Annotated in this window: 11 protein-coding genes; 4 read left to right on the top strand and 7 right to left on the bottom strand. The window is 64.8% G+C overall.

Annotated features, from left to right (window positions below):
* The 6 genes from A3E77_RS07175 to A3E77_RS07150 all read right to left on the bottom strand — a co-directional run.
* The coding region (locus A3E77_RS07175; protein ID WP_293644510.1) for an error-prone DNA polymerase at positions 1–2,554 on the bottom strand (2,554 nt) is incomplete at its 3' end.
* A complete protein-coding gene (locus A3E77_RS07170; protein ID WP_293644508.1) occupies positions 2,551–4,101 on the bottom strand; it encodes a Y-family DNA polymerase in 1,551 nt (516 codons plus the stop codon). The genes A3E77_RS07170 and A3E77_RS07175, both read right to left, overlap by 4 nt.
* Complete coding sequence (locus tag A3E77_RS07165; protein WP_293644506.1) at positions 3,992–4,792, bottom strand: ImuA family protein; 801 nt, start codon at positions 4,790–4,792, stop codon at positions 3,992–3,994. Before A3E77_RS07165 ends, A3E77_RS07170 begins: the two co-directional genes overlap by 110 nt.
* Positions 4,793–4,941: 149 nt before the next feature.
* On the bottom strand, positions 4,942–6,351 hold the full coding sequence (locus A3E77_RS07160; RefSeq protein ID WP_293644504.1) for an efflux transporter outer membrane subunit: 1,410 nt from the start codon (positions 6,349–6,351) through the stop codon (positions 4,942–4,944).
* Positions 6,348–9,548, bottom strand: a complete 3,201-nt coding sequence (locus tag A3E77_RS07155) for an efflux RND transporter permease subunit (RefSeq protein WP_293644502.1) — start codon at positions 9,546–9,548, stop codon at positions 6,348–6,350. Before A3E77_RS07155 ends, A3E77_RS07160 begins: the two co-directional genes overlap by 4 nt.
* Before the next feature lie 6 nt (positions 9,549–9,554).
* On the bottom strand, positions 9,555–10,748 hold the full coding sequence (locus tag A3E77_RS07150) for an efflux RND transporter periplasmic adaptor subunit (RefSeq protein ID WP_293644620.1): 1,194 nt from the start codon (positions 10,746–10,748) through the stop codon (positions 9,555–9,557).
* A 366-nt stretch (positions 10,749–11,114) separates the two neighbouring features.
* Between A3E77_RS07150 and A3E77_RS07145 the strand changes: the two genes are divergently transcribed.
* Entirely contained in the window at positions 11,115–13,739 is a 2,625-nt protein-coding gene (locus tag A3E77_RS07145; RefSeq protein ID WP_293644500.1) for a TonB-dependent receptor, read from the top strand.
* Positions 13,740–13,827: 88 nt separating this feature from the next.
* Positions 13,828–15,507, top strand: coding sequence for a hypothetical protein (locus A3E77_RS07140; RefSeq protein ID WP_293644498.1), 1,680 nt, complete (start codon positions 13,828–13,830; stop codon positions 15,505–15,507).
* Between the two features lie 3 nt (positions 15,508–15,510).
* Here A3E77_RS07140 and A3E77_RS07135 read toward each other — a convergent pair whose 3' ends face one another.
* Positions 15,511–16,566 (bottom strand): LacI family DNA-binding transcriptional regulator, encoded by a 1,056-nt coding sequence (locus A3E77_RS07135; protein ID WP_293644496.1) that lies wholly within the window; start codon positions 16,564–16,566, stop codon positions 15,511–15,513.
* A gap of 170 nt (positions 16,567–16,736) precedes the next feature.
* Between A3E77_RS07135 and kduI the strand changes: the two genes are divergently transcribed.
* Both kduI and kduD read left to right on the top strand, forming a co-directional pair.
* Complete coding sequence (gene kduI, locus A3E77_RS07130; protein ID WP_293644494.1) at positions 16,737–17,579, top strand: 5-dehydro-4-deoxy-D-glucuronate isomerase; 843 nt, start codon at positions 16,737–16,739, stop codon at positions 17,577–17,579.
* Positions 17,580–17,672: 93 nt separating this feature from the next.
* Positions 17,673–18,425, top strand: a complete 753-nt coding sequence (gene kduD / locus A3E77_RS07125; RefSeq protein WP_293644492.1) for a 2-dehydro-3-deoxy-D-gluconate 5-dehydrogenase KduD — start codon at positions 17,673–17,675, stop codon at positions 18,423–18,425.
* The last annotated feature ends 44 nt before the right edge of the window (positions 18,426–18,469 follow it).

The raw sequence follows: 18,469 nt of genomic DNA, 5'->3' as shown, positions 1-18,469 counted from the left end.
GTTCTTCGACCGGCGCAAAGGGCGCGCGCTGCGCCGCGACGATCTGCCGCGCCCACTCCTCGCGAAACCCGTCAACCTGCCGGAAACCGAGCCGCAGCGCGAGACTGCCGTCGTCTTTCCGTTCCAGGCTGTTGTCCCAACAGCTGGCGTTCACATCGACCTCGCGCACCTCGACCCCATGCTCCTGCGCATCGCGCACGAGCTGCGCGGGGGCATAAAAACCCATCGGCTGCGAATTGAGGATGCCGCACGCGAAGACGGCGGGGTGGTGGCATTTCAGCCACGACGACACATAGACGAGCTTGGCGAACGACTGGGCATGGCTTTCGGGAAAGCCATAGCTGCCAAAGCCCTCGATCTGTTTGAAACATCGGGCTGCGAAATCGGCCTCGTATCCGCGGCGGACCATCCCGCCGATCATCTTCTCCTTATATTGATGGATCGTTCCGGCATTGCGAAAGGTCGCCATCGCGCGCCGCAGGCCGTTGGCTTCGTCGGGGGTGAACTCCGCGGCGACGATGGCGAGTTTCATCGCCTGTTCCTGAAAAAGGGGAACGCCACATGTCCTGCGGAGCAGATTGAACAGTTCCTGCGGATCATGTGGCGGCGCAGGCGAAGGATAGTCGACTGCCTCTTCCCCGCTGCGACGCTTCAGATAGGGGTGGACCATATCCCCCTCGATCGGGCCGGGACGGACGATCGCCACCTGGATGACCAAATCGTAGAGTTCCCTTGGGCGCAGGCGTGGCAGCATGTTTATTTGGGCGCGGCTTTCGACCTGAAAAACGCCCACGCTGTCTCCCTTGCACAGCATATCGTAAACGTCCGAATCTTCCGCCGGAACGTTGCGGAGGTCATGATCGCCCAGATCGTGCAGCCGCATGAGATCGAAACATTTGCGGATGCAAGTGAGCATCCCGAGCGCAAGCACATCGACCTTCATCAGTCGCAGTTCGTCGATATCGTCCTTGTCCCATTCGATGAAGGTGCGGTCCTCCATTGCGGCATTGTGGATCGGCACCGTCTCGTCGAGCCGGTCCTCGGTCAACACATAGCCACCGACATGCTGCGACAGGTGGCGCGGAAAGGTGAGTAGCTGCGCGACGATCCATTGCAGCCGCGCGATATCGTCCAGCTCAGGATCGAGGCCCGCTTCGACAAAGCGTTCGACCGGCATTTCGCTGCCCCAGCTGCCCCAGGTCGTATCGGCGAGTCGCTGGGTTATGTCCTCGCTGAGCCCAAGCACCTTACCGACCTCGCGCACTGCGCTGCGCGGTCGGTAATGGATCACCGTCGCGGCGATGCCGGCGCGCCGCCGCGTGTAACGGCGATAGATATATTGCATCACCTCTTCGCGTCGCTCGTGCTCGAAATCGACGTCGATGTCGGGTGGCTCGCGCCGTTCTTCGGACAGAAAGCGGGTGAAAAGCAGATTGTTCGCAATGGGGTCGATGGAGGTGATTTCGAGCAGATAGCAGACGAGCGAATTGGCTGCCGAACCGCGTCCCTGACAAAGGATGGGCGGGTCACGCGTGCGCGCGAAATTGACGATGTCGTGGACGGTCAGGAAGTAGCAGGCGAATCTGCATTTGCGGATGAGGGAGAGTTCCTCGTCGAGCACCTCCTGCCAACGGTAGGGCAATCCGCCCGGATGGAGTTTGTTGGCCGCCTCCATCACCATATGTTCGAGCCAGCTTTGGGGCTCCCAGCCTTCGGGAACCGGCTCGTGCGGATATTCATATTCCAGGTCGCGCAGCGAAAAGGTGATGCGATCGAGAATCTTTCCGCTCTCGTCGACCGCTTCGGGGCAGGAGCGGAACAGGCGGCGCATTTCGTGCGGCGACTTCAGATGACGTTCGCCATTGGCGCGCAGCAAGCGGCCGGCATCATGGAGGTTCGTGCCTTCGCGGATGCAGGTGATGACATCGTGAAGCGGCCGTTGCTCGCGCGTCGCGTAAAGCGCGTCGTTGGTGGCGAGCATCGGAATGCCGACCCGGTCCGCCAGCGATTCCAGCCGGGCAAGACGGCGTCGATCGCGGCCGCCTCTCGGCATCGTTGCGCCCAGCCAAAGCGAGTCCGGTGCGACCTCGGCGATGCGGCGCAGGATGCGTTCATCCTTTTCGGCCGCCATCGCGATCAGGATCATATCCTCGCAGTGAATCAGCAGATTCTTGAGTTTCATCACGCAGTCGCCCTTTGTGGTGCGGCGATTGCCAATGGTCAGCATCCGCGTCAGTCGGCCCCAGCCATGACGCGTGGTCGGATAGGCGACAATGTCGGGGGTGCCGTCGTCGAAGACCAGCCGGGCGCCGACGACGAGTTTGAAGGGGGGCAGTTCCATTCCCTCTTCTGCGGCGTCTTCGTGGAGCTTGCGCAGCCCAGTCAGCGCCCGCACCACCCCCGCGACGCTGTTGCGGTCGGCGATGCCGATGCCGGTCATGCCGAGAGCGATCGCCTCGGCGACCATCTCGGCGGGATGCGAGGCGCCGCGCAGGAAGCTGTAGTTGGTCGCGGCGACCAGTTCGGCAAAGCCGGGATCGGGCGTATCGCTCATGCGAAGACCCCGTGGATATACCAGCGCGGGTCGGGCTTTTCGTCGTAAAGCCCGTGGCGGAAGAGCCAGAAACGGCGCCCCTGGGCATCCTCGACGCGGTAATAGTCGCGCGTCAGCCCGCCATTGTCGCGGCGGCGCCACCATTCGGCGGCGATGCGTTCGGGGCCTTCGTAGCGGCGCACCGCGTGCGTTGCGCGGCGCCAGCGGAAATGGTGCGGCGGGCCGTCGGGCACCTCGGCAATCACCTCGATCGGTTGCGGCGGGTCAAAAAGGTGAAAGGGGCGCGTTGGCGGTTCGCCGGGTTCGGGGCCTTGCCAGGGCTGGGGCGCGGGCGCTTCGATCGCGGGCAGTTCGAGCTGCGCCTGTTCGGGGATGTGGGTGTCGGCAGGGCGCAGCCGCCGCACGCGGCCGCGGCCGAGCCGGACGGTGAGCCGATCGACAAGCTCGTCGGCTTCCGCCTCGCGCACCGCGCCACCCTCCAGGCGGAGCTGGCTGGCGCCGAGCGTTTCGAGCCGCGGCACCGCAAGGCGGATCATGTCGAAACCGAAACCGGGGTCGAGCGGGTCGCGCAAACTGTCCATCCGTTCGGCGAACAGGCGCATGACAAGGCTGGTGTCGCGGGTCGGATGGCCGGTTTCGATCGCGATCGCCCGCGCAAGGCCGTCGCTGCGAAAAAAGGTGGCGCGGAAATGACGCCCGCCCTTGCCGCGTTTCCGAAGGTCTTCGATCGCTTCGCCGACGAGCTCGGCGAGGATCTTTGTCGCATGAACGGTGCTGCCGAGCGGCTCGGCAAAGCGGCGTTCGGCAATCACCGGCGGCGGCGCGATGCGCGGGTCGAGCGGGCTGGGCGCATCGCCGAGGATGCGGTGCAGCGCGGTCGCGGCGTCGGCGCCGAAGCGTGCGGCGATATTCGCCATCGGGCGGCTTGCAAGGTCGCCGATCGTTTTCAGCCCGGCGCGGACGAGCGCGGTGGTCGCTTCGGCTTCGAGTTCGAGTGCGGCGACGGGCAGGCGGCGGATGGCCTGCGCTTCGTCAGGCGCGGGGCGCGTCTGATAGCGCGCAAGCGCCCGCGCGGCATCGGCGGTCGGACCCAGCGCATGGCGCAGCGTGATGTCGAGGCGCGCCAGGCGCATCTCGATATCGGCGACCAGCCCCGCCTCGCCGCCGAACAGATGCACTGCGCCCGCAATGTCGAGGATCAGCCCGTCGGGGGCGTCGAGCGCGACGAGCGGGGTATAGCGCGCGCAGCCCTGGGCGAGCCGGTCGAGCCAGTCCTGATCGAGCACCGGATCGTGCGGAACGACGATGACATTGCCGACCTGCGCGCGCGCATCGGCGAGCGGCATCCCGGGGCGCAGCCCGACCGCAAGCGCCGCCGCATCGACGCTCGCGACCCGCATCGCGCCGCGCTGTTTCGCGGCGAAGATGAGCGGGGCGTCAGGCCGCTTCGGCGCCGTGCGAAGCCATCGCTCGGCGGGCAGGAGAGGGAAGAAAAGCGCCAGATAGCGTTGCTTCTTCAGGGGTTGGTCCGAAGCATTTTTCGTCATGGTTCCAGTCCAGTCGCCAGCGCGCGCCCGCGGGACCACCGCGCCAGCGCAGCAGTTCAAGGTCGAAAGCGGGGGCGCCGGGGGCGTTGGCCTCCAATGCGCGCGAGGCGGCGGCGGCAACGGCCCAGCGCGTTTCGGCGACGCTCGGCGCGGGCAGGGCATTAAGTCGCAGCATCAGCAAGGTCGTGCCGGCATCGCGCGCGCCGAGCGCGAGGCGGCGTCCGGCGGTGAGGTCGAGCAAAGGGAATTTGCCCCAGCTTTCGACAATCACCGCCGCCGATCCGGCGCAGCGGATTGCGTCATTGGCGCAAGCGAGCAGCATTTTGGGATCGGCGGTCTCGACGAGCAGCAGCCGGTCGGGATCGCCGCCGAGTTCGGCGATGCCGGGGGCATAGATATGGCCGCCCCGCTTGCCGGCGTCGGCGGGGCGCAGCCAGATTAGTGGCGCCTTGCCCGGCGTGCGCAGCGCAATGAGCGCGGCGAAGGCGGCGGCGCTCGTCGCGTCGAGCGCGTCGGCGGCGAAAAATTCATGGGTGCGCCCGGTCGCGAGCCCGCCGCCAAGCGCCTCGTCGAAGCGCGCGTGGCCGCTCGCCAGCCAACCCTCGGCCGGGCGGCTTTCCGCGCCGTCACTGGCGGCGATCCGGGCGATGCGTTGGCGCAGCCCGGCGAGAGGGTAAGACGACTCGCGCATAATCTGTTCCTGATATGTTCCATTAGCGCGCGAGCGGGGGCGATTGTCAAGATGAGTCGGCTATGCCTTCTTTGTCACCCCGAACTTGATCCGGGACCCATCTTGCCGACGTTGTCATGGATGCCGGATCAAGTTCGGCAGGACGAAGGTTAGGGGGTTGCGGTTCCCGCGCCGCTGTCGCCGCCCAGCGCCCGGAACAGCGCAATTCGCGTGCTGACGAGCAGCAATTGCGTCCCGATCTCGCTTCGCCGCGCCGAATAAAGGCTGCGTTGCGCGTCGAGACTTGCGAGGAAGCTGTCGACCCCGCCCTTGTAGCGCGCGTCGGTGAGGGTCGCGGTGTCAGCCGCGGCTTCGCTGTTCGCGGCGGCGGCGCGGACGCGCTCGGATATCGTGCCCTGCACCGCGAGCGCGTCGGCGACCTCGCGAAAGGCGGTCTGGATCGCGCCTTCATAGCCCGCGAGCGCGGCGTCACGCTGCGCCTCGCTGACCGCGACCCCCGCGCGGCGGCCGCCGGCGTCGAAGATCGGCGCGGTCGCGTCGCCGCCCGCCGACCAGCTGAACGATCCGCTGTCGAACAGGCTGCCAAGTGCATTGCTGGCAAAGCCGAGCAGCCCGGTGAGCGATATCGACGGGAAAAGCTGCGCGCGTGCGACCCCGATGTCGGCGTTGGCCGCGCGCAGGCCATATTCGGCCTCGATCACATCGGGGCGGCGCAGCAGGATTTCGGAGCTGACCCCGGCGGGCAGCGCCACCACCGACGGCGTCACTTCGGTCAGACTCGCAGGAAGCAGTGTGCGATCGACATCGCCGCCGACGAGCAGGCGGATGAGATTCTCATCCTGCGCGAGCGCGGTCCTTTGCTGCGCGATCGAATCCTCGGCGGTGGCGAGGATCTGTTCGGCCTGACGCAGATCGGTGCGCGGCGCGACGCCGCCGTCGAGCCGCGCCTTGGTCAGCCGCACACTTTCGCGCGCATTGGCGGCGGTGTCCTCGGCAATCTTCAGCAGGTCGCGGTCGGCGCCATAGGTCGCCCATGCATCGGCCAGATCGGCGATCAGCGCGAGCCGCACGGTGCGCGACGCGGCCTCGGTGCCGAGCGCGCGGTTGCGGTCGGCTTCGGTCGCATTGGCGAGCTTGCCGAACAGGTCGAGTTCAAAGGCCGTGATACCGCCGCGAAGCGAGAAATCGCCGCTTCCTCCCCCGCTTCCCCCGCCGGTGCCGCCGTCCGAATACCCTGCCCCGGCGCTGACGCCGAGTTCGGGGAATTGCCCCGACCGCGTCACGCGCACCTGCGCCCGCGCGGCGGCCACATTGGCGTAAGCGACGCGCAGGTCACGATTGCCCGAAAGCGCCTGATCGATCAGCGATTGCAGCCGCGCATCGGTGAAGATGCTCTTGTACGAAAGGACCGGCAGCGCCGCCTCGCTTTGCAGCAGATAGGCGTCGCCGACGGGCCAGCTTTGCGGAACCGGCGGGGTCGGCAACACCGTCTTCGGTGCCAAGGAGCAGCCGGCGAGTGCGAGCGTGCCGACGAACAGCAGCGAGCGCGTCCCGATCACGCCGGAACCTCCGCCGCGCCGTCATCCTTTTTCTTGCCGAAGCGGCTGCGCGCCGCGGCGAGGCCGTCGCGCACGCCGCGGCGGACGAGGACAAAGAAGAGCGGGATGAAGAAGATCGCGAGGAAGGCGGCGGTGAGCATCCCGCCGATCACCGATGTGCCGATCGCGACGCGGCTGTTCGCCCCCGCGCCGGTCGCGATCGCGAGCGGCAGCACGCCGAAGATGAAGGCGAAGCTGGTCATCAGGATCGGGCGCAGGCGAATGCGTGCGGCGGCGATCGCGGCCTCGATCACGCGCTTGCCCTTGCGTTCCTCCTGCTCGGCGAACTCGATCATCAGGATCGCATTCTTCGCTGCAAGCCCCATCGTCGTGAGCAGCCCGATCTGGAGATAGACGTCGTTTTCGAGCCCGCGCAAATTCACCGCGAACACCGCGCCGATCAATCCCAGGGGAATGACGAGCAGCACCGCGAGCGGGATCGACCAGCTTTCGTAGAGCGCGGCGAGGCAGAGGAAGACGACAAGCAAGGACAAGCCATAGAGCAAAGGTGCCTGCCCCGAGGAGAGCCGCTCTTCATAGGAAGAGCCCGACCAGGCGACGCTGGTTCCCGGTATTTCGTTTGCCATGCGCTCCATTTCATCCATCGCTTCGCCCGAACTGGTGCCGGGGGTGGGCTGGCCCGAAATTTCAAAAGCGGGAACGCCCTGGAAGCGCGAGCTGCTGCTTGGCGTTGTCGACCAGCCGACGGTGGCAAAGGCCGAGAAAGGCGACATTTGCCCGTCGGTCGAGCGAACGAACCACTGGCTGAGGTCTTCGGGTTTGGCACGATAGGGGGCATCGCCCTGGACATAGACACGCTTGACGCGTCCCTTGTCGATGAAGTCGTTGACGTAACGCCCGCCCCAGGCGGTCGCGAGCGTGTTGTTCACATCGCCATTGTCGATGCCATAAGCCGTCAGCCGCTGGGTATCGACGTCGATTTTCAGCGTCGATACGTCGGGCAGGTCGGACAGGCGCACCGAGGTCAGCTTGGGATTCTCGTTCGCCATCGCCAGCAGCCTCTCGCGCGCGGCGACAAATTCGTCGCGGCTCATCCCGCTGCGATTCTGGAACTGCATCGTGAAGCCCGCCGAATCGCCGAGTCCGCGCACGGCGCCGGGGACAAGCGCAAACACCTGCGCATCGCGTACCCCGGCCAGCGCGGCGCGGGCGCGCGTCGCAATGGCTTCGGCGCTGCGTTCCTCGCCGGGCCGCTCGTCCCAATGGACGAGGTTGACGAAACCTTGGCCGGTGTTCTGGCCCACCGCGCCGCCACCGCCGCCGCCGGCGACCAGGAACAGCGCCCCGACATTGGCCTTTTCTTCGGTCAGCATATATTTTTCGACCATATCGCGCACCTCGAGCGTGCGCGCTTGCGTCGCGCCCGCCGGCAGGCGGAACTGGACCGAAACGCGGCCCTGGTCCTCATTGGGCAGGAAACCGCTCGGCAGGCGAAGGAAGAGAAGGGCGAGCGCGACGAGCAGCACCGCATAGATGCCGAGGAACAGCCATTTGCGATCGACGACCTTGGTGACACTGCCGACATAGCGGTCGACCGAGCGGTCGAAACGCGTGTTGAAGCCGGTCTTGGCGCGTTCGAGGAATGCGTGGGCGCGCGCAAAGCGTCCGCCGCCGTCCGTGGCGCCGCCATGATCCTTGGGTTTCAGCAAGGTCGATGTCAGCGCGGGGCTCAGGATCAGCGCGACGAGCACCGACAGCGCCATCGCCGAAACGATCGTGACCGAAAACTGGCGATAGATGACGCCGGTCGAACCGCCGAAAAACGCCATCGGCAGGAACACCGCCGACAGCACGAGTGCGATTGCGATCAGCGCGACCTGCAATTCCTTCATCGACTGGATCGTCGCTTCGCGCGCCGACATCCCCGGATTTTCTTCCATCAATCGTTCCACATTCTCGACGACGACGATCGCATCGTCGACGAGCAGTCCGATCGCCAGCGTCAACCCGAACAGGGTCAGCGTGTTGATGCTGAAGCCCAGCATATAGAATATGCCAAAGGTGCCGAGCAGCACGACGGGCACCGCGATCGCGGGGATCAGCACCGCGCGCCAGCTTTGCAGGAAAACGAACATCACCAGAATGACGAGCAGGATCGCCTCGAACAGCGATTTCTGCACCTCGCTGACCGACAATTTGATGAAGGCGGTCGAATCATTGGCGTAGCTGTAGGTCAGGCCGTCGGGGAAGTCGGCGGCGAGTTCGGTCATCCGCGCCTTGACGCGGTCGGCGGTTTCGAGCGCGTCGGCGCCCGGCGACAGCGAGATCGACATGCCCGATCCGGGGTGGCCGTTGATGCGGACGATCGTGCTGTAGTTTTCGGCGCCGACCTCGACGCGCGCAATATCCTTGATCCGCACCGTGGCGCCGTCGGGCAGCGTCTTCAGCACGATATTCTCGAACTGTTCGACCGTTTGCATCCGCGACTGGGCGGTGACCGTCGCGTTGAGCATCTGGCCTTGCGGAGCGGGCAGGCCGCCGACCTCGCCCGCCGCGACTTCGCTGTTCTGCGCGGTGATCGCTGCGACGACATCGCTGGGCATCAGCGATACGCCGGCGAGCCGCTGTGGGTTCAGCCAGATACGCATCGCGTGCGGCGACCCAAAGACGTTGACGTCGCCGACGCCTTCGACGCGCGACAGCGGGTCCTGGATATTCGAGGACAAATAGTCGGACACGTCCTGGTTCGAGCGCGTGTCGGTGGTGTCATAGACACCGACGAGCAGCAGCGAGTCCGAGTTGGACTTGGTCACGCGCACGCCCTGCGCCTGCACCTGCTGCGGCAGGCGAGAGACTGCCGACTGGATCTTGTTCTGGACCTGCACCTGCGCGATGTCCGGGTCCGTGCCCTTCTCGAAGATCGCGGTGATGCTTGCCTGGCCGCGCGAACTCGACTGCGAGCTGAAATAGAGCAGCCCGTCGATCCCGGTCAGCTGTTGTTCCAGCACCTGTGTAACGCTGTTTTCGATCGTTTCGGCCGATGCGCCCGGATAGGTCGCGCGGATGTTGACCTGTGTCGGCGCGATGTCGGGATATTGCTCGATCGGCAACGAGAACAGCGCGCCCACCCCGCCCAGCATGACGATGATCGACAGCACCCAGGCAAAAATCGGCCGGTCGATGAAAAGGCGTGACATGGGCGGTTACTTGCCCTTTGCCGGGGCGTCGCCGCCCTGCGCCGCCCCCTTGGCCTGCGCGCCGACGCGCTGGGCGCTGCTCGCGGGAACCGGACGGATCGGCGCGCCCTGTCGCAGATTGCCGATCCCCTGCGTAATCACGCGCTCTCCGGGTTTAAGACCGTCGGTGACGACCCAGTTGGCGCCGACGGTGCGGTCGGCGACGATCTTGCGCCGCGCCGCCTTATTGTCCTTGCCGACCAGATAGACAAAGGCCGACCCGTCGAAATCGCGCTGGACCGCGGCCTGCGGCAGCAGGATCGCCGACGGGTTCACCACCTGGTCGAACAGCGCGGTGACGAACATGCCGGGCAGCAATATCCCTTTGGGGTTGGGAAAGCGCGCGCGCAGCGTGACGGTGCCGGTCGCCTCATTGACTGTGATGTCCGAAAACTGGACCGTCCCGGCAAAGCCATAGGTGCTGCCGTCTTCCAGACGCAGGCGTACCGACGTGCTGCCCGCCGCCACCCCGCCACTTTCGATCGCCTGGCGCAGCGCGGTCAGTTCCGCGCTCGACTGCTGCATATCGACATACATCGGGTCGGTCTGCTGAATCACGGCAAGCGGGGTTGCCTGGCTGGCGCTGACCAGCGCACCGGGGGTGGCGATGCTGCGGCCGATGCGGCCGCTGATCGGGGCGGTGATCGTGGCAAAGCGCAAGTTGATCCGCGCGGTTTCGAGCGCGGCGCCATTCTGCGCGACGGCGGCGCGCGCCATCCGCGCCTGTGCCAGCGCGTCGGTATAATCCTGTTCGGCGACGGCCTGCATCTTCGCGAGCGGTTCAAGCCGCCGCGCGCGTTCCTCGGCCGCCTGGGCGCTCGCGCGCGCGCTCGCAAGGTTCGCCGCGGCCTGGTCGACCGCCGCCTGATAGAGGCTGGCGTCGATCTGGTAGAGCGGCTGCCCGGCGCGCACGAAACCGCCCTCGGTAAACAATCGGCGGCGGATCAGGCCGTTCACCTGGGGCCGCACCTCGCTCGTTTCATAAGCGACCGTGCGCCCGCCGAGCGACGTTGTGACGGGCACCGGCTGCACCGCGACGGCGACATAGCCGACTTCGGGGGCGCCGCGGCCGCCCTTTTCTTCTTCGGCCGAGCAGGCGGCCAGCGACAGGGCCATGGCGCAGAGGGCTCCGGCGCGGAGCAGCGGCCACTTGTCCAGCATCAAGGTCAATCTCGTTTCAAGTCGCAACGGGGGAGGGAGGTTTTGCGCCTATTCAACCCATTGGCCCGCCGCTGGCAAGCCCAATGGGCGCGATGCGACAAATTACGACAATTTTTCCGTCGCACGGGTCACGGGACCGGCCGGCGGATAGTTGTCATACAAAGGCATCAGTTGTCATACAATTTTTGCTTGACACGAGCTTGGCAAATCCCGCATCATTCGTGACACCGGTTACCTTTGCCGGGCAACGATAGCGAAGACGAAGAGAGGCACCGGGCGCGCCGAAAGGCTGGGTTGCCGGAGCATCTTCGAGGGGAATCATGGGCGAGCGGGCAAAAGGTCCGCCGTCGGCGTGGGAGGATGAAGATGGCGATTCATGTAAACCGGGACTTTCGGAGATTGACGGGCCTGGGGGCAAGGCTGGCCGGCGGGGCATCGCTCGCGGCGCTGGCGATGGTGCCGGCCCATGCTCAGGATGGATCGGCCCCGACGGAAGAAGACGCGATCGTCGTCACCGGGATCCGCGCCTCGCTCGAACAGGCGGCCGAGATCAAGCGCGACGCCGAACAGGTGATGGACGTCATCACCGCCGAGGACGTCGGCAAACTGCCCGACGCCAACGTCGCTGAAGCGCTGCAACGCGTTACCGGGGTCCAGATCACCCGCGTCTTCGGTGAAGGCCAGTCGGTATCGGTGCGCGGGCTGCAACAAGTGCGCGTCGAAGTCGATGGTCGCACCTTGCTCGGCTGGTCGGCGCGGCTGTCGCCGCCCGAGAACGACCAGCTCGGCCGCTCGTCGGGGCTCGACTTGGTTCCGTCCAGCCTGTTTGGCCGCCTCGAAGTGCGCAAGTCCCCGCTCGCGAGCAATGCCGAGGGCGGGCTCGGTGGCACCGTCAATCTTGTCACGCCCAAGCCGCTGAGCTTCAAGGAGCCGACGATCTCGGTCCGCGCGCAGGGCGTCTATTCCGAAAACTCGAAAAAGTTCGAGCCCGCGATCACGGGCTTTGCAACGACCAAATTCGCCGACGGGCGTATCGGCGTCATGATCGCGGGCGAATATCAAAAGCGCACCTCGATGACGCAGACGTTCGAGCGCAACAATTTCCTGAATCGCACTTACACCGGCACCGGCGGTGGGTCTTTCCAGACCCCGGTGCTGCTGCAATATGAGCAGTTCACCGTCGACCGCTCGCGCCTCGGCCTCAACGGATCGATCCAGTTCGAGGTGACGCCCGAATTCACGATCACCGCCGACGCGCTTTATTCAAAGCTCAAGACCGGCCGGCGGCAGGATTTCTTTGCGTTCCGTCTTCCGACGGGCAGCAATCCCGTGACCGGCCGCGTCGTCGAGGACGGGATGGTCGTCGCAGGCAACGCCAACGGCACCGTCACCACCGCCGGGCAGATCCGCAACGAACCGACCGAAAGCTTCCTTTATGGCCTGAACGGCAAATATGAGGGCGACAATGGGCTGACGATCGAGGCCGACGGTTATTACAGCAAGGGCACGATCGACCAGACGATCCAGATCATCACGCTGCAAGGCACCGCGACGGTCCCCGGCGCGTTCGACTTTCGCGACCAGACGGTTCCGTCGCTGACGCTGGGCGGGACGTTCGATCCGACCGATTACGCCTCCTACAACCCCGCGAACAACGGCGTGCGCAGCAACCGGCTGCTCGGCCTGCTCGAAGAATGGACGGGCAAGCTCGACGTCAGTTACGAGACCGCCGGTGGGGTGACGATCGCAGCGGGCGTGCGCTACACCGATCTCCACGCGCGCTCGAACGCCTTTCGCAGCCAGGTCACCCCGACCCGCGAAGAGATTGAGCCCTATCTGAAGCTTGTCGATGCGGGCGATTTCCTGTCCGACCTGCCCGGCACTTTTCCGCGCAGCTTTTTAAGCACCGCGCCGACCTTCGATTATGTCTTCGACCGCGCGCAGGGGGCTCAGCCGAACCCCGATCCGAACGGCCGCTCGACTCTGCTGCCCAACCTCCAGCGCGACTATGACTTCAGCGAAAAGACGCTCGCGGCTTATCTGATGGTATCGGGCGAGGGGGAAATTGCGGGCGTCCCGTACAAGGCCAATGCGGGCGTACGAATCGCATCGACGCGCCTTTCGGTCGACTCCTATGTCAATGTCGGCGCGATCAGCACGCTGCGCAACGACAAGAACCGCTATACCAACATCCTGCCCAGCGCGAATATCGCGTTCAACGTCAGTGACGATTTCCTGATTCGCGTATCGGCCTCGCAGACGATGCAACGCGCGTCGATCGCCGACCTCGCGCCCTCGACCTTCTTCAACGCAACGAACCTGTCGGTCACCGGCGGCAACGTGAATCTCGAACCGCCGATCGCAACGCAGGCCGATGTCAGCTTTGAATATTATACGGGAAAAAGCTCGCTGATTTCGGGCGCGCTCTTTTACAAGGATGTCAAGAACTTCATCGCGAGTTTCGTCACCAGTGGTATCGACACGACGCTCGATCCGCAGGGCCGCGAACTGACCTTCTCGCGCCCCGAAAATCTTGCCAGCGCAAAGATCAAGGGGTTCGAGATCGGCATCCAGCAGTTCATGGACTTCCTGCCCTCGCCGCTCGACGGCTTTGGCGTCATCGCGAACTACACCTATTCGGACGCCGAGGATAATGCAGGCTTTCCGCTCGTTGCGGTGTCGAAGAACAGTTACAATCTGGTCGGTCTTTACGAGAAAGGACCATTTTCGGCGCGCATCGCCTATAATTACCGCGACGAGGCGGTGTTTGAATTTTCGCAGGGGCGTCCCAGTTTTGTTGGCTCGCGTTCGCAACTCGACGCGCAGGTCGGGGTCGACATCACGAAGAATATCGCGCTGTCGCTCCAGGCGCAGAATCTGCTGCCGAAAAAATCGGCGACGAGCGAGTATAGCAATTTCAACCCGACGGCGCTCAACAGCTACGCCTTGTCCGAACGGCGCTTCTCGGTCGGCGTCCGCGCGAAGTTTTGATTGACAGGTCCCCGGCATGGCGGCGCCTTCGGCCTTTCACGGGTCACGCGCCGCCATGCCAAATGGGACCGCAGGGAGTTATCGGTTCATGATTTCGGGTAATCGGCGTGCGCGCCTCGTTTCGGTTCTGGCGTTCGGTGCGGCGCTGAGTTTCCCGTCGCAGGCGCAGCCGACGGACCTGCCCAAAATCCTTGCCGATCGGGCGACGATGAAGGCGCACCCGCTGCCCGATTTCAGCTATGCCGGCTATGGCTTCGGCCTTGCGACGCTCCCCACCGACGCGGCTACGACGATCGACGTCACAGCCTATGGTGCGATTCCCGACGACGGGCTCGACGATACGAAGGCGGTGCTCCGCGCGCTGGCTGCCGCCAATGCCGTGCAGGGTAAGGTGACGCTGCGTTTTCCCAAGGGGCGGACGCAGATCACCGAAGTGCTGCGAATCACGCGCAGCGACATCACCCTCGACGGCGCAGGCAATGGCCCTGGCGGCAGCGAGCTCTGGTTCCCGCGCCCGCTGAAGCTGATCGACCAGAGCAGCGATTATGACGAGCTGCGCGAATATCTGGTGCGCGAAAAGAAGCAGCAGGTCGAACCCGAACATAATATCGACTATCTGTTCACAGAATATAGCTGGGCCGGCGGGATGATCCTCGTCGCGCCCGAAAACAGCCGACCGGTTTCCTATGACGGCAGCAAGGACGTCCGCGATCCGGTGCTCGCAAATGGCGTCGCGGGCAGGCAATTCTCGCGCACGTTGACGGTTGACGATGCGGCAAAGCTTCGGGTCGGTGACGTCGTACAGCTGCAATGGTTTTCGGTCGATGGGCCGAAAAGCCAGATATTGAAATCGCTTTACGGCGACACCGACCTGCCGATCGGATCGCATCACTGGACCTCTCCCAACCGTCCGGTCGTCGTGCAGGCGACGCGGGTCGCGGCGGTGCGCGGGCGGACGGTGACGCTCGGCGATCCGCTGCTCCATGACATCCGCGCCGACCAGCCCGCGGTGGTCGCCGACTGGACCCATCTTGCCAATGTGGGCATCCAGAATCTGCGGCTGCAATTTCCCGATGCGCCATCCTTCGGCCATCATCTCGAACAGGGCTATAATGGCATCTACATGACCGGCGTGTTCGATGGCTGGGTGCGGAAGCTGACGATCGACAGTTCGGACAGCGGCATCCTGACCGACAATGCGGCGAGCCTGACGATCGCCGACATCACCACGACGGGCACGCGGCGCGCGCACTATTCGGTCCATGTCGGCGCAGTGCATAATGTTCTGGTAAAGGATCTGAAGGTCGAAAATCCGGTCATCCACCCGGTCAGCATCAACACGCGCTCGACGCGTTCGGTCTTCCAGCGCGCGGTCGTCGACCGGGATGCGATCATCGACCAGCACAGCGGATCGAACCACCAGAATTTGTTCGACCAGATCGAAATGCATATCGACCCGAAACGGGGGACGGACGGCTGGCACTACCAGCTCTGGGTCGGCGGCGGCGCGCCATACTGGAAGCCGGGGCATGGGCTTTACAACACATTGTGGAACGCGCGGCTGGTGATGCCCGAGAGCATTCCCGACGATGCCGTCGTCGCGATCACGAGCGGGCTGGAAGGGCCGGGCGAGCGGATCGTCGGGCTCCATGCCAATCGCAAGATCCGGGTCGATTATACCCCCGCGCCCTATATCGAGGCGACGGGGCAAGCGATCGATGCCGCGCCCTCGCTCTACGACTATCAGCTCGCCCGTCGGCGGCGTTGAGGGTCAGCGCGCGGGTGGCGGCGCGACCGACTGGCGCTCGATAAAGGTCGAGGCGAGGACCGTACCTTCATCCTCGCCGCCCTTGGCGCCGGGACCGAGGAAATCGGGGACGAGCGTCTGCGCGGCGCGAACGCCCATTTCGCGGATCGGCCAACGGACGGTGCTGAGGGCCGGCCAGATATGCGTCGCGGTCGGACTGTCATCGAAACCGATGATCGACAGCTCGCCCGGCACGCCGATGCCCTTGCTGTGCGCGACGCTCATCACGCCTGCCGCCATTTCGTCGTTCGAGCAGAAGATCGCGGTCGGCGGGGCGGCCAGCGAAAGCAGGTCTTCGCCGGCTTCGATTCCCGCCGTGTAGCGATAATTGCCGGGTGCGTTCAATTCGGCGGGAAGGTCGATCCCCGCCTCGGCCAGCGCCTCGAGAAAACCCTTCTCGCGTTCGGCCGCCGAACGAAAGCCGACGGGGCCGCGCACGAAACCGATGCGGCGATGACCGAGCGCAACCAGCCCCCGCACCGCGTCGGCGACGACTTCGCGGTCGTTCGACGAGATGCAATGTTTGGCATCGTCGAGCGGCGCCGACCCGATGCGTACATAGCGCACGCCGAGATCCTCGCAGAGCGCGGCAAGGTCGTCATTCTCCGAAATCGGGGGGAGCAGCATCGCGCCGATCGGGCGCTGTTTTTCAAGAAAGGTGCGTACATCGTCGAGCAGCTTGTCGGACCCGCGATCGACCGGACGGACGAGCAGGGCCAGGTCGCTGTCCTTGATCGCGTCGAGCACCCCACGCTGGAAATTGAGCACGGTCTGCGCGTTCGGATTGTCGTGAAGCAGCGCGATCAGGAAGTTGCGGCGAAAAGCCAGCGCCCGTGCCTGCGGATTGGGAACGAACCCCAGCCTTTCGATTGCCTGTTCGACCGCGGCGCGGGTCTTGTCGGTCAGAAATTCGGATCGGTTGATCACCCGGCTGACGGTTTTTTTTGAAACGCCCGCGAGCGCCGCTACGTCGTTGATCGTCGGCTGCTTGCCCCCCGGCCCCTTGCTTTGTGCCGCCATATTCTTCTTTCCCCTGCAAGTCCGGCCGGAGCCGAGCTCGCCTTTTCTGTCTGATGGGCGCTCGAAAGCGTAAAATCAACTGTCCGGCGGGGGCGTCATCGCCTCTTGACACCGGTTACCATCAAATCTAGCAAGGCGGCAAGCCAGAAATATCGAGCGAGGATGCCCCCATGTTTTCCAAGACCTATTACGCCACCCATCCCGTGATGATGGATCAGGTGTCGAACGCGGAATTGCGCGACCGCTATCTGATCCAGAATCTGTTCCGGACGGGCGAGTGCGTCCTCAACTACACCCACGCCGACCGCTTCGTGATCGGCGGGGTCGCCGTCGGTTCGGCGCCGGTCAAGCTGCCCGCGCAGAGCGAGCCGCCCTCGGCTGTGGGGCATCCGTTCCTCGAACGCCGCGAACTTGCGATCGTCAATGTTTCGGCGGTGGAAGGCACCGTCACCGTCGACGGCGAAAGCTTCACGCTCGGCAACAAGGATTGCCTCTATGTCACGATGGGGGCGGCCGACGTCGAGTTCGCGGGCGAAGGCGCGCGTTATTATCTGGCCTCTTGTCCGGCGCACAAGGCGTTCACGACGCGCAAGCTCGGCATTGCCGACGCCAATGCGCTCGACCGTGGCAGCCTTGCCGAATCGAACGAGCGCACGATTTTCCAGCTCGCTATCCCCGGCGTCTGCGACAGCGCGCAGCTCGTCATGGGGCTGACCGTGCTCAAGGAAGGCAGCGTGTGGAACACCATGCCCCCGCATATCCATGAGCGTCGCAGCGAGATTTATTTCTATTTCGAGCTCGACAATGTCGATACCGACCGCGTCATGCACTTCATGGGCGAAGGCGAAGCGACCCGCCACATCGTCATGCAGAATGAGGAAGCGGTGATCAGCCCGCCCTGGTCGATCCACATGGGCGCCGGCACCAAATCCTATGCCTTCATCTGGGCGATGGCGGGCGAGAATCAGGACTATACCGACATGAACGTCCTCGACATCTGCCAGTTGTCGTAATCCTCTTATCGTCACCCCGGACTTGGTCCGGGGTCCAGGCGACATGGCGGAAATGGATGCCGGATCGAGTCCGGCAGGACGAAGGGTAGGAAGATGACGATGTTCGATCTCACAGGAAAAGTCGCGCTGGTCACCGGCGCGAACACCGGCATCGGACAGGGGATCGCGCTCGCGCTCGCCGAAGCGGGGGCCGATATCGCTGCCGCGGGGCGCTCGCCCGCCGATGAGACCGTCGGCAAGGTGCGCGGGCTCGGCCGCCGGGCCGAGAATTTCGCCGCCGACCTGTCGAGCGTCGGTGCGGTCCAGCCGCTCGTCGACGCGGTGCTCGCCGAGTTCGGACGCATCGACATTCTCGTCAACAATGCCGGGATCATCCGCCGCGCCGATGCGGTCGACTTCACCGAGGCCGACTGGGACGCGGTGATGGACACCAATTTGAAGACGCTCTTCTTCCTCTGCCAGAGCGTGGGGCGCCACATGATCGCGCGGGGCAGCGGCAAGATCATCAACATCGCCTCGATGCTGACCTTTCAGGGCGGCATCCGGGTGCCGAGCTATACCGCGTCGAAATCGGGCGTGGGCGGACTCACCAAGCTGCTCGCCAACGAATGGGCGGCAAAAGGCGTGCAGGTCAATGCGATCGCGCCCGGCTATATCGCGACGAACAACACCGCCGCGCTACAGGGCGACGAGACGCGCAACCGTCAGATCATGGAGCGCATCCCGGCGGGCCGCTGGGGCGATCCCAAGGATATCGGCGGGGCCGCCATATTCCTTGCGTCCTCGGCATCGGACTATGTGCAGGGCCATATCCTCGCGGTCGACGGCGGCTGGCTCGCGCGATAACAAGAAACTCGCCCTCCCGTGCGGGTAGGGTGAGCGGGGAGTGA

The organism is Sphingopyxis sp. RIFCSPHIGHO2_12_FULL_65_19, from assembly GCF_001830555.1.
In the GTDB taxonomy this organism is placed as follows: Bacteria; Pseudomonadota; Alphaproteobacteria; order Sphingomonadales; family Sphingomonadaceae; genus Sphingopyxis.
Note: the sequence above shows the minus strand (reverse complement) of the source record. Positions and strands in the feature narration are given on the sequence as shown.

What these genes read in the sequence shown, in the direction of transcription:
- A3E77_RS07155 (WP_293644502.1), bottom strand. Translation starts at nt 9,548, where the DNA reads ATGTCACGCCTTTTCATCGACCGGCCGATTTTTGCCTGGGTGCTGTCG.
- A3E77_RS07150 (WP_293644620.1), bottom strand. Translation starts at nt 10,748, where the DNA reads ATGCTGGACAAGTGGCCGCTGCTCCGCGCCGGAGCCCTCTGCGCCATG.
- A3E77_RS07140 (WP_293644498.1), top strand. Translation starts at nt 13,828, where the DNA reads ATGATTTCGGGTAATCGGCGTGCGCGCCTCGTTTCGGTTCTGGCGTTC.
- A3E77_RS07170 (WP_293644508.1), bottom strand. Translation starts at nt 4,101, where the DNA reads ATGACGAAAAATGCTTCGGACCAACCCCTGAAGAAGCAACGCTATCTG.
- A3E77_RS07135 (WP_293644496.1), bottom strand. Translation starts at nt 16,566, where the DNA reads ATGGCGGCACAAAGCAAGGGGCCGGGGGGCAAGCAGCCGACGATCAAC.
- kduD (WP_293644492.1), top strand. Translation starts at nt 17,673, where the DNA reads ATGACGATGTTCGATCTCACAGGAAAAGTCGCGCTGGTCACCGGCGCG.
- A3E77_RS07145 (WP_293644500.1), top strand. Translation starts at nt 11,115, where the DNA reads ATGGCGATTCATGTAAACCGGGACTTTCGGAGATTGACGGGCCTGGGG.
- A3E77_RS07165 (WP_293644506.1), bottom strand. Translation starts at nt 4,792, where the DNA reads ATGCGCGAGTCGTCTTACCCTCTCGCCGGGCTGCGCCAACGCATCGCC.
- kduI (WP_293644494.1), top strand. Translation starts at nt 16,737, where the DNA reads ATGTTTTCCAAGACCTATTACGCCACCCATCCCGTGATGATGGATCAG.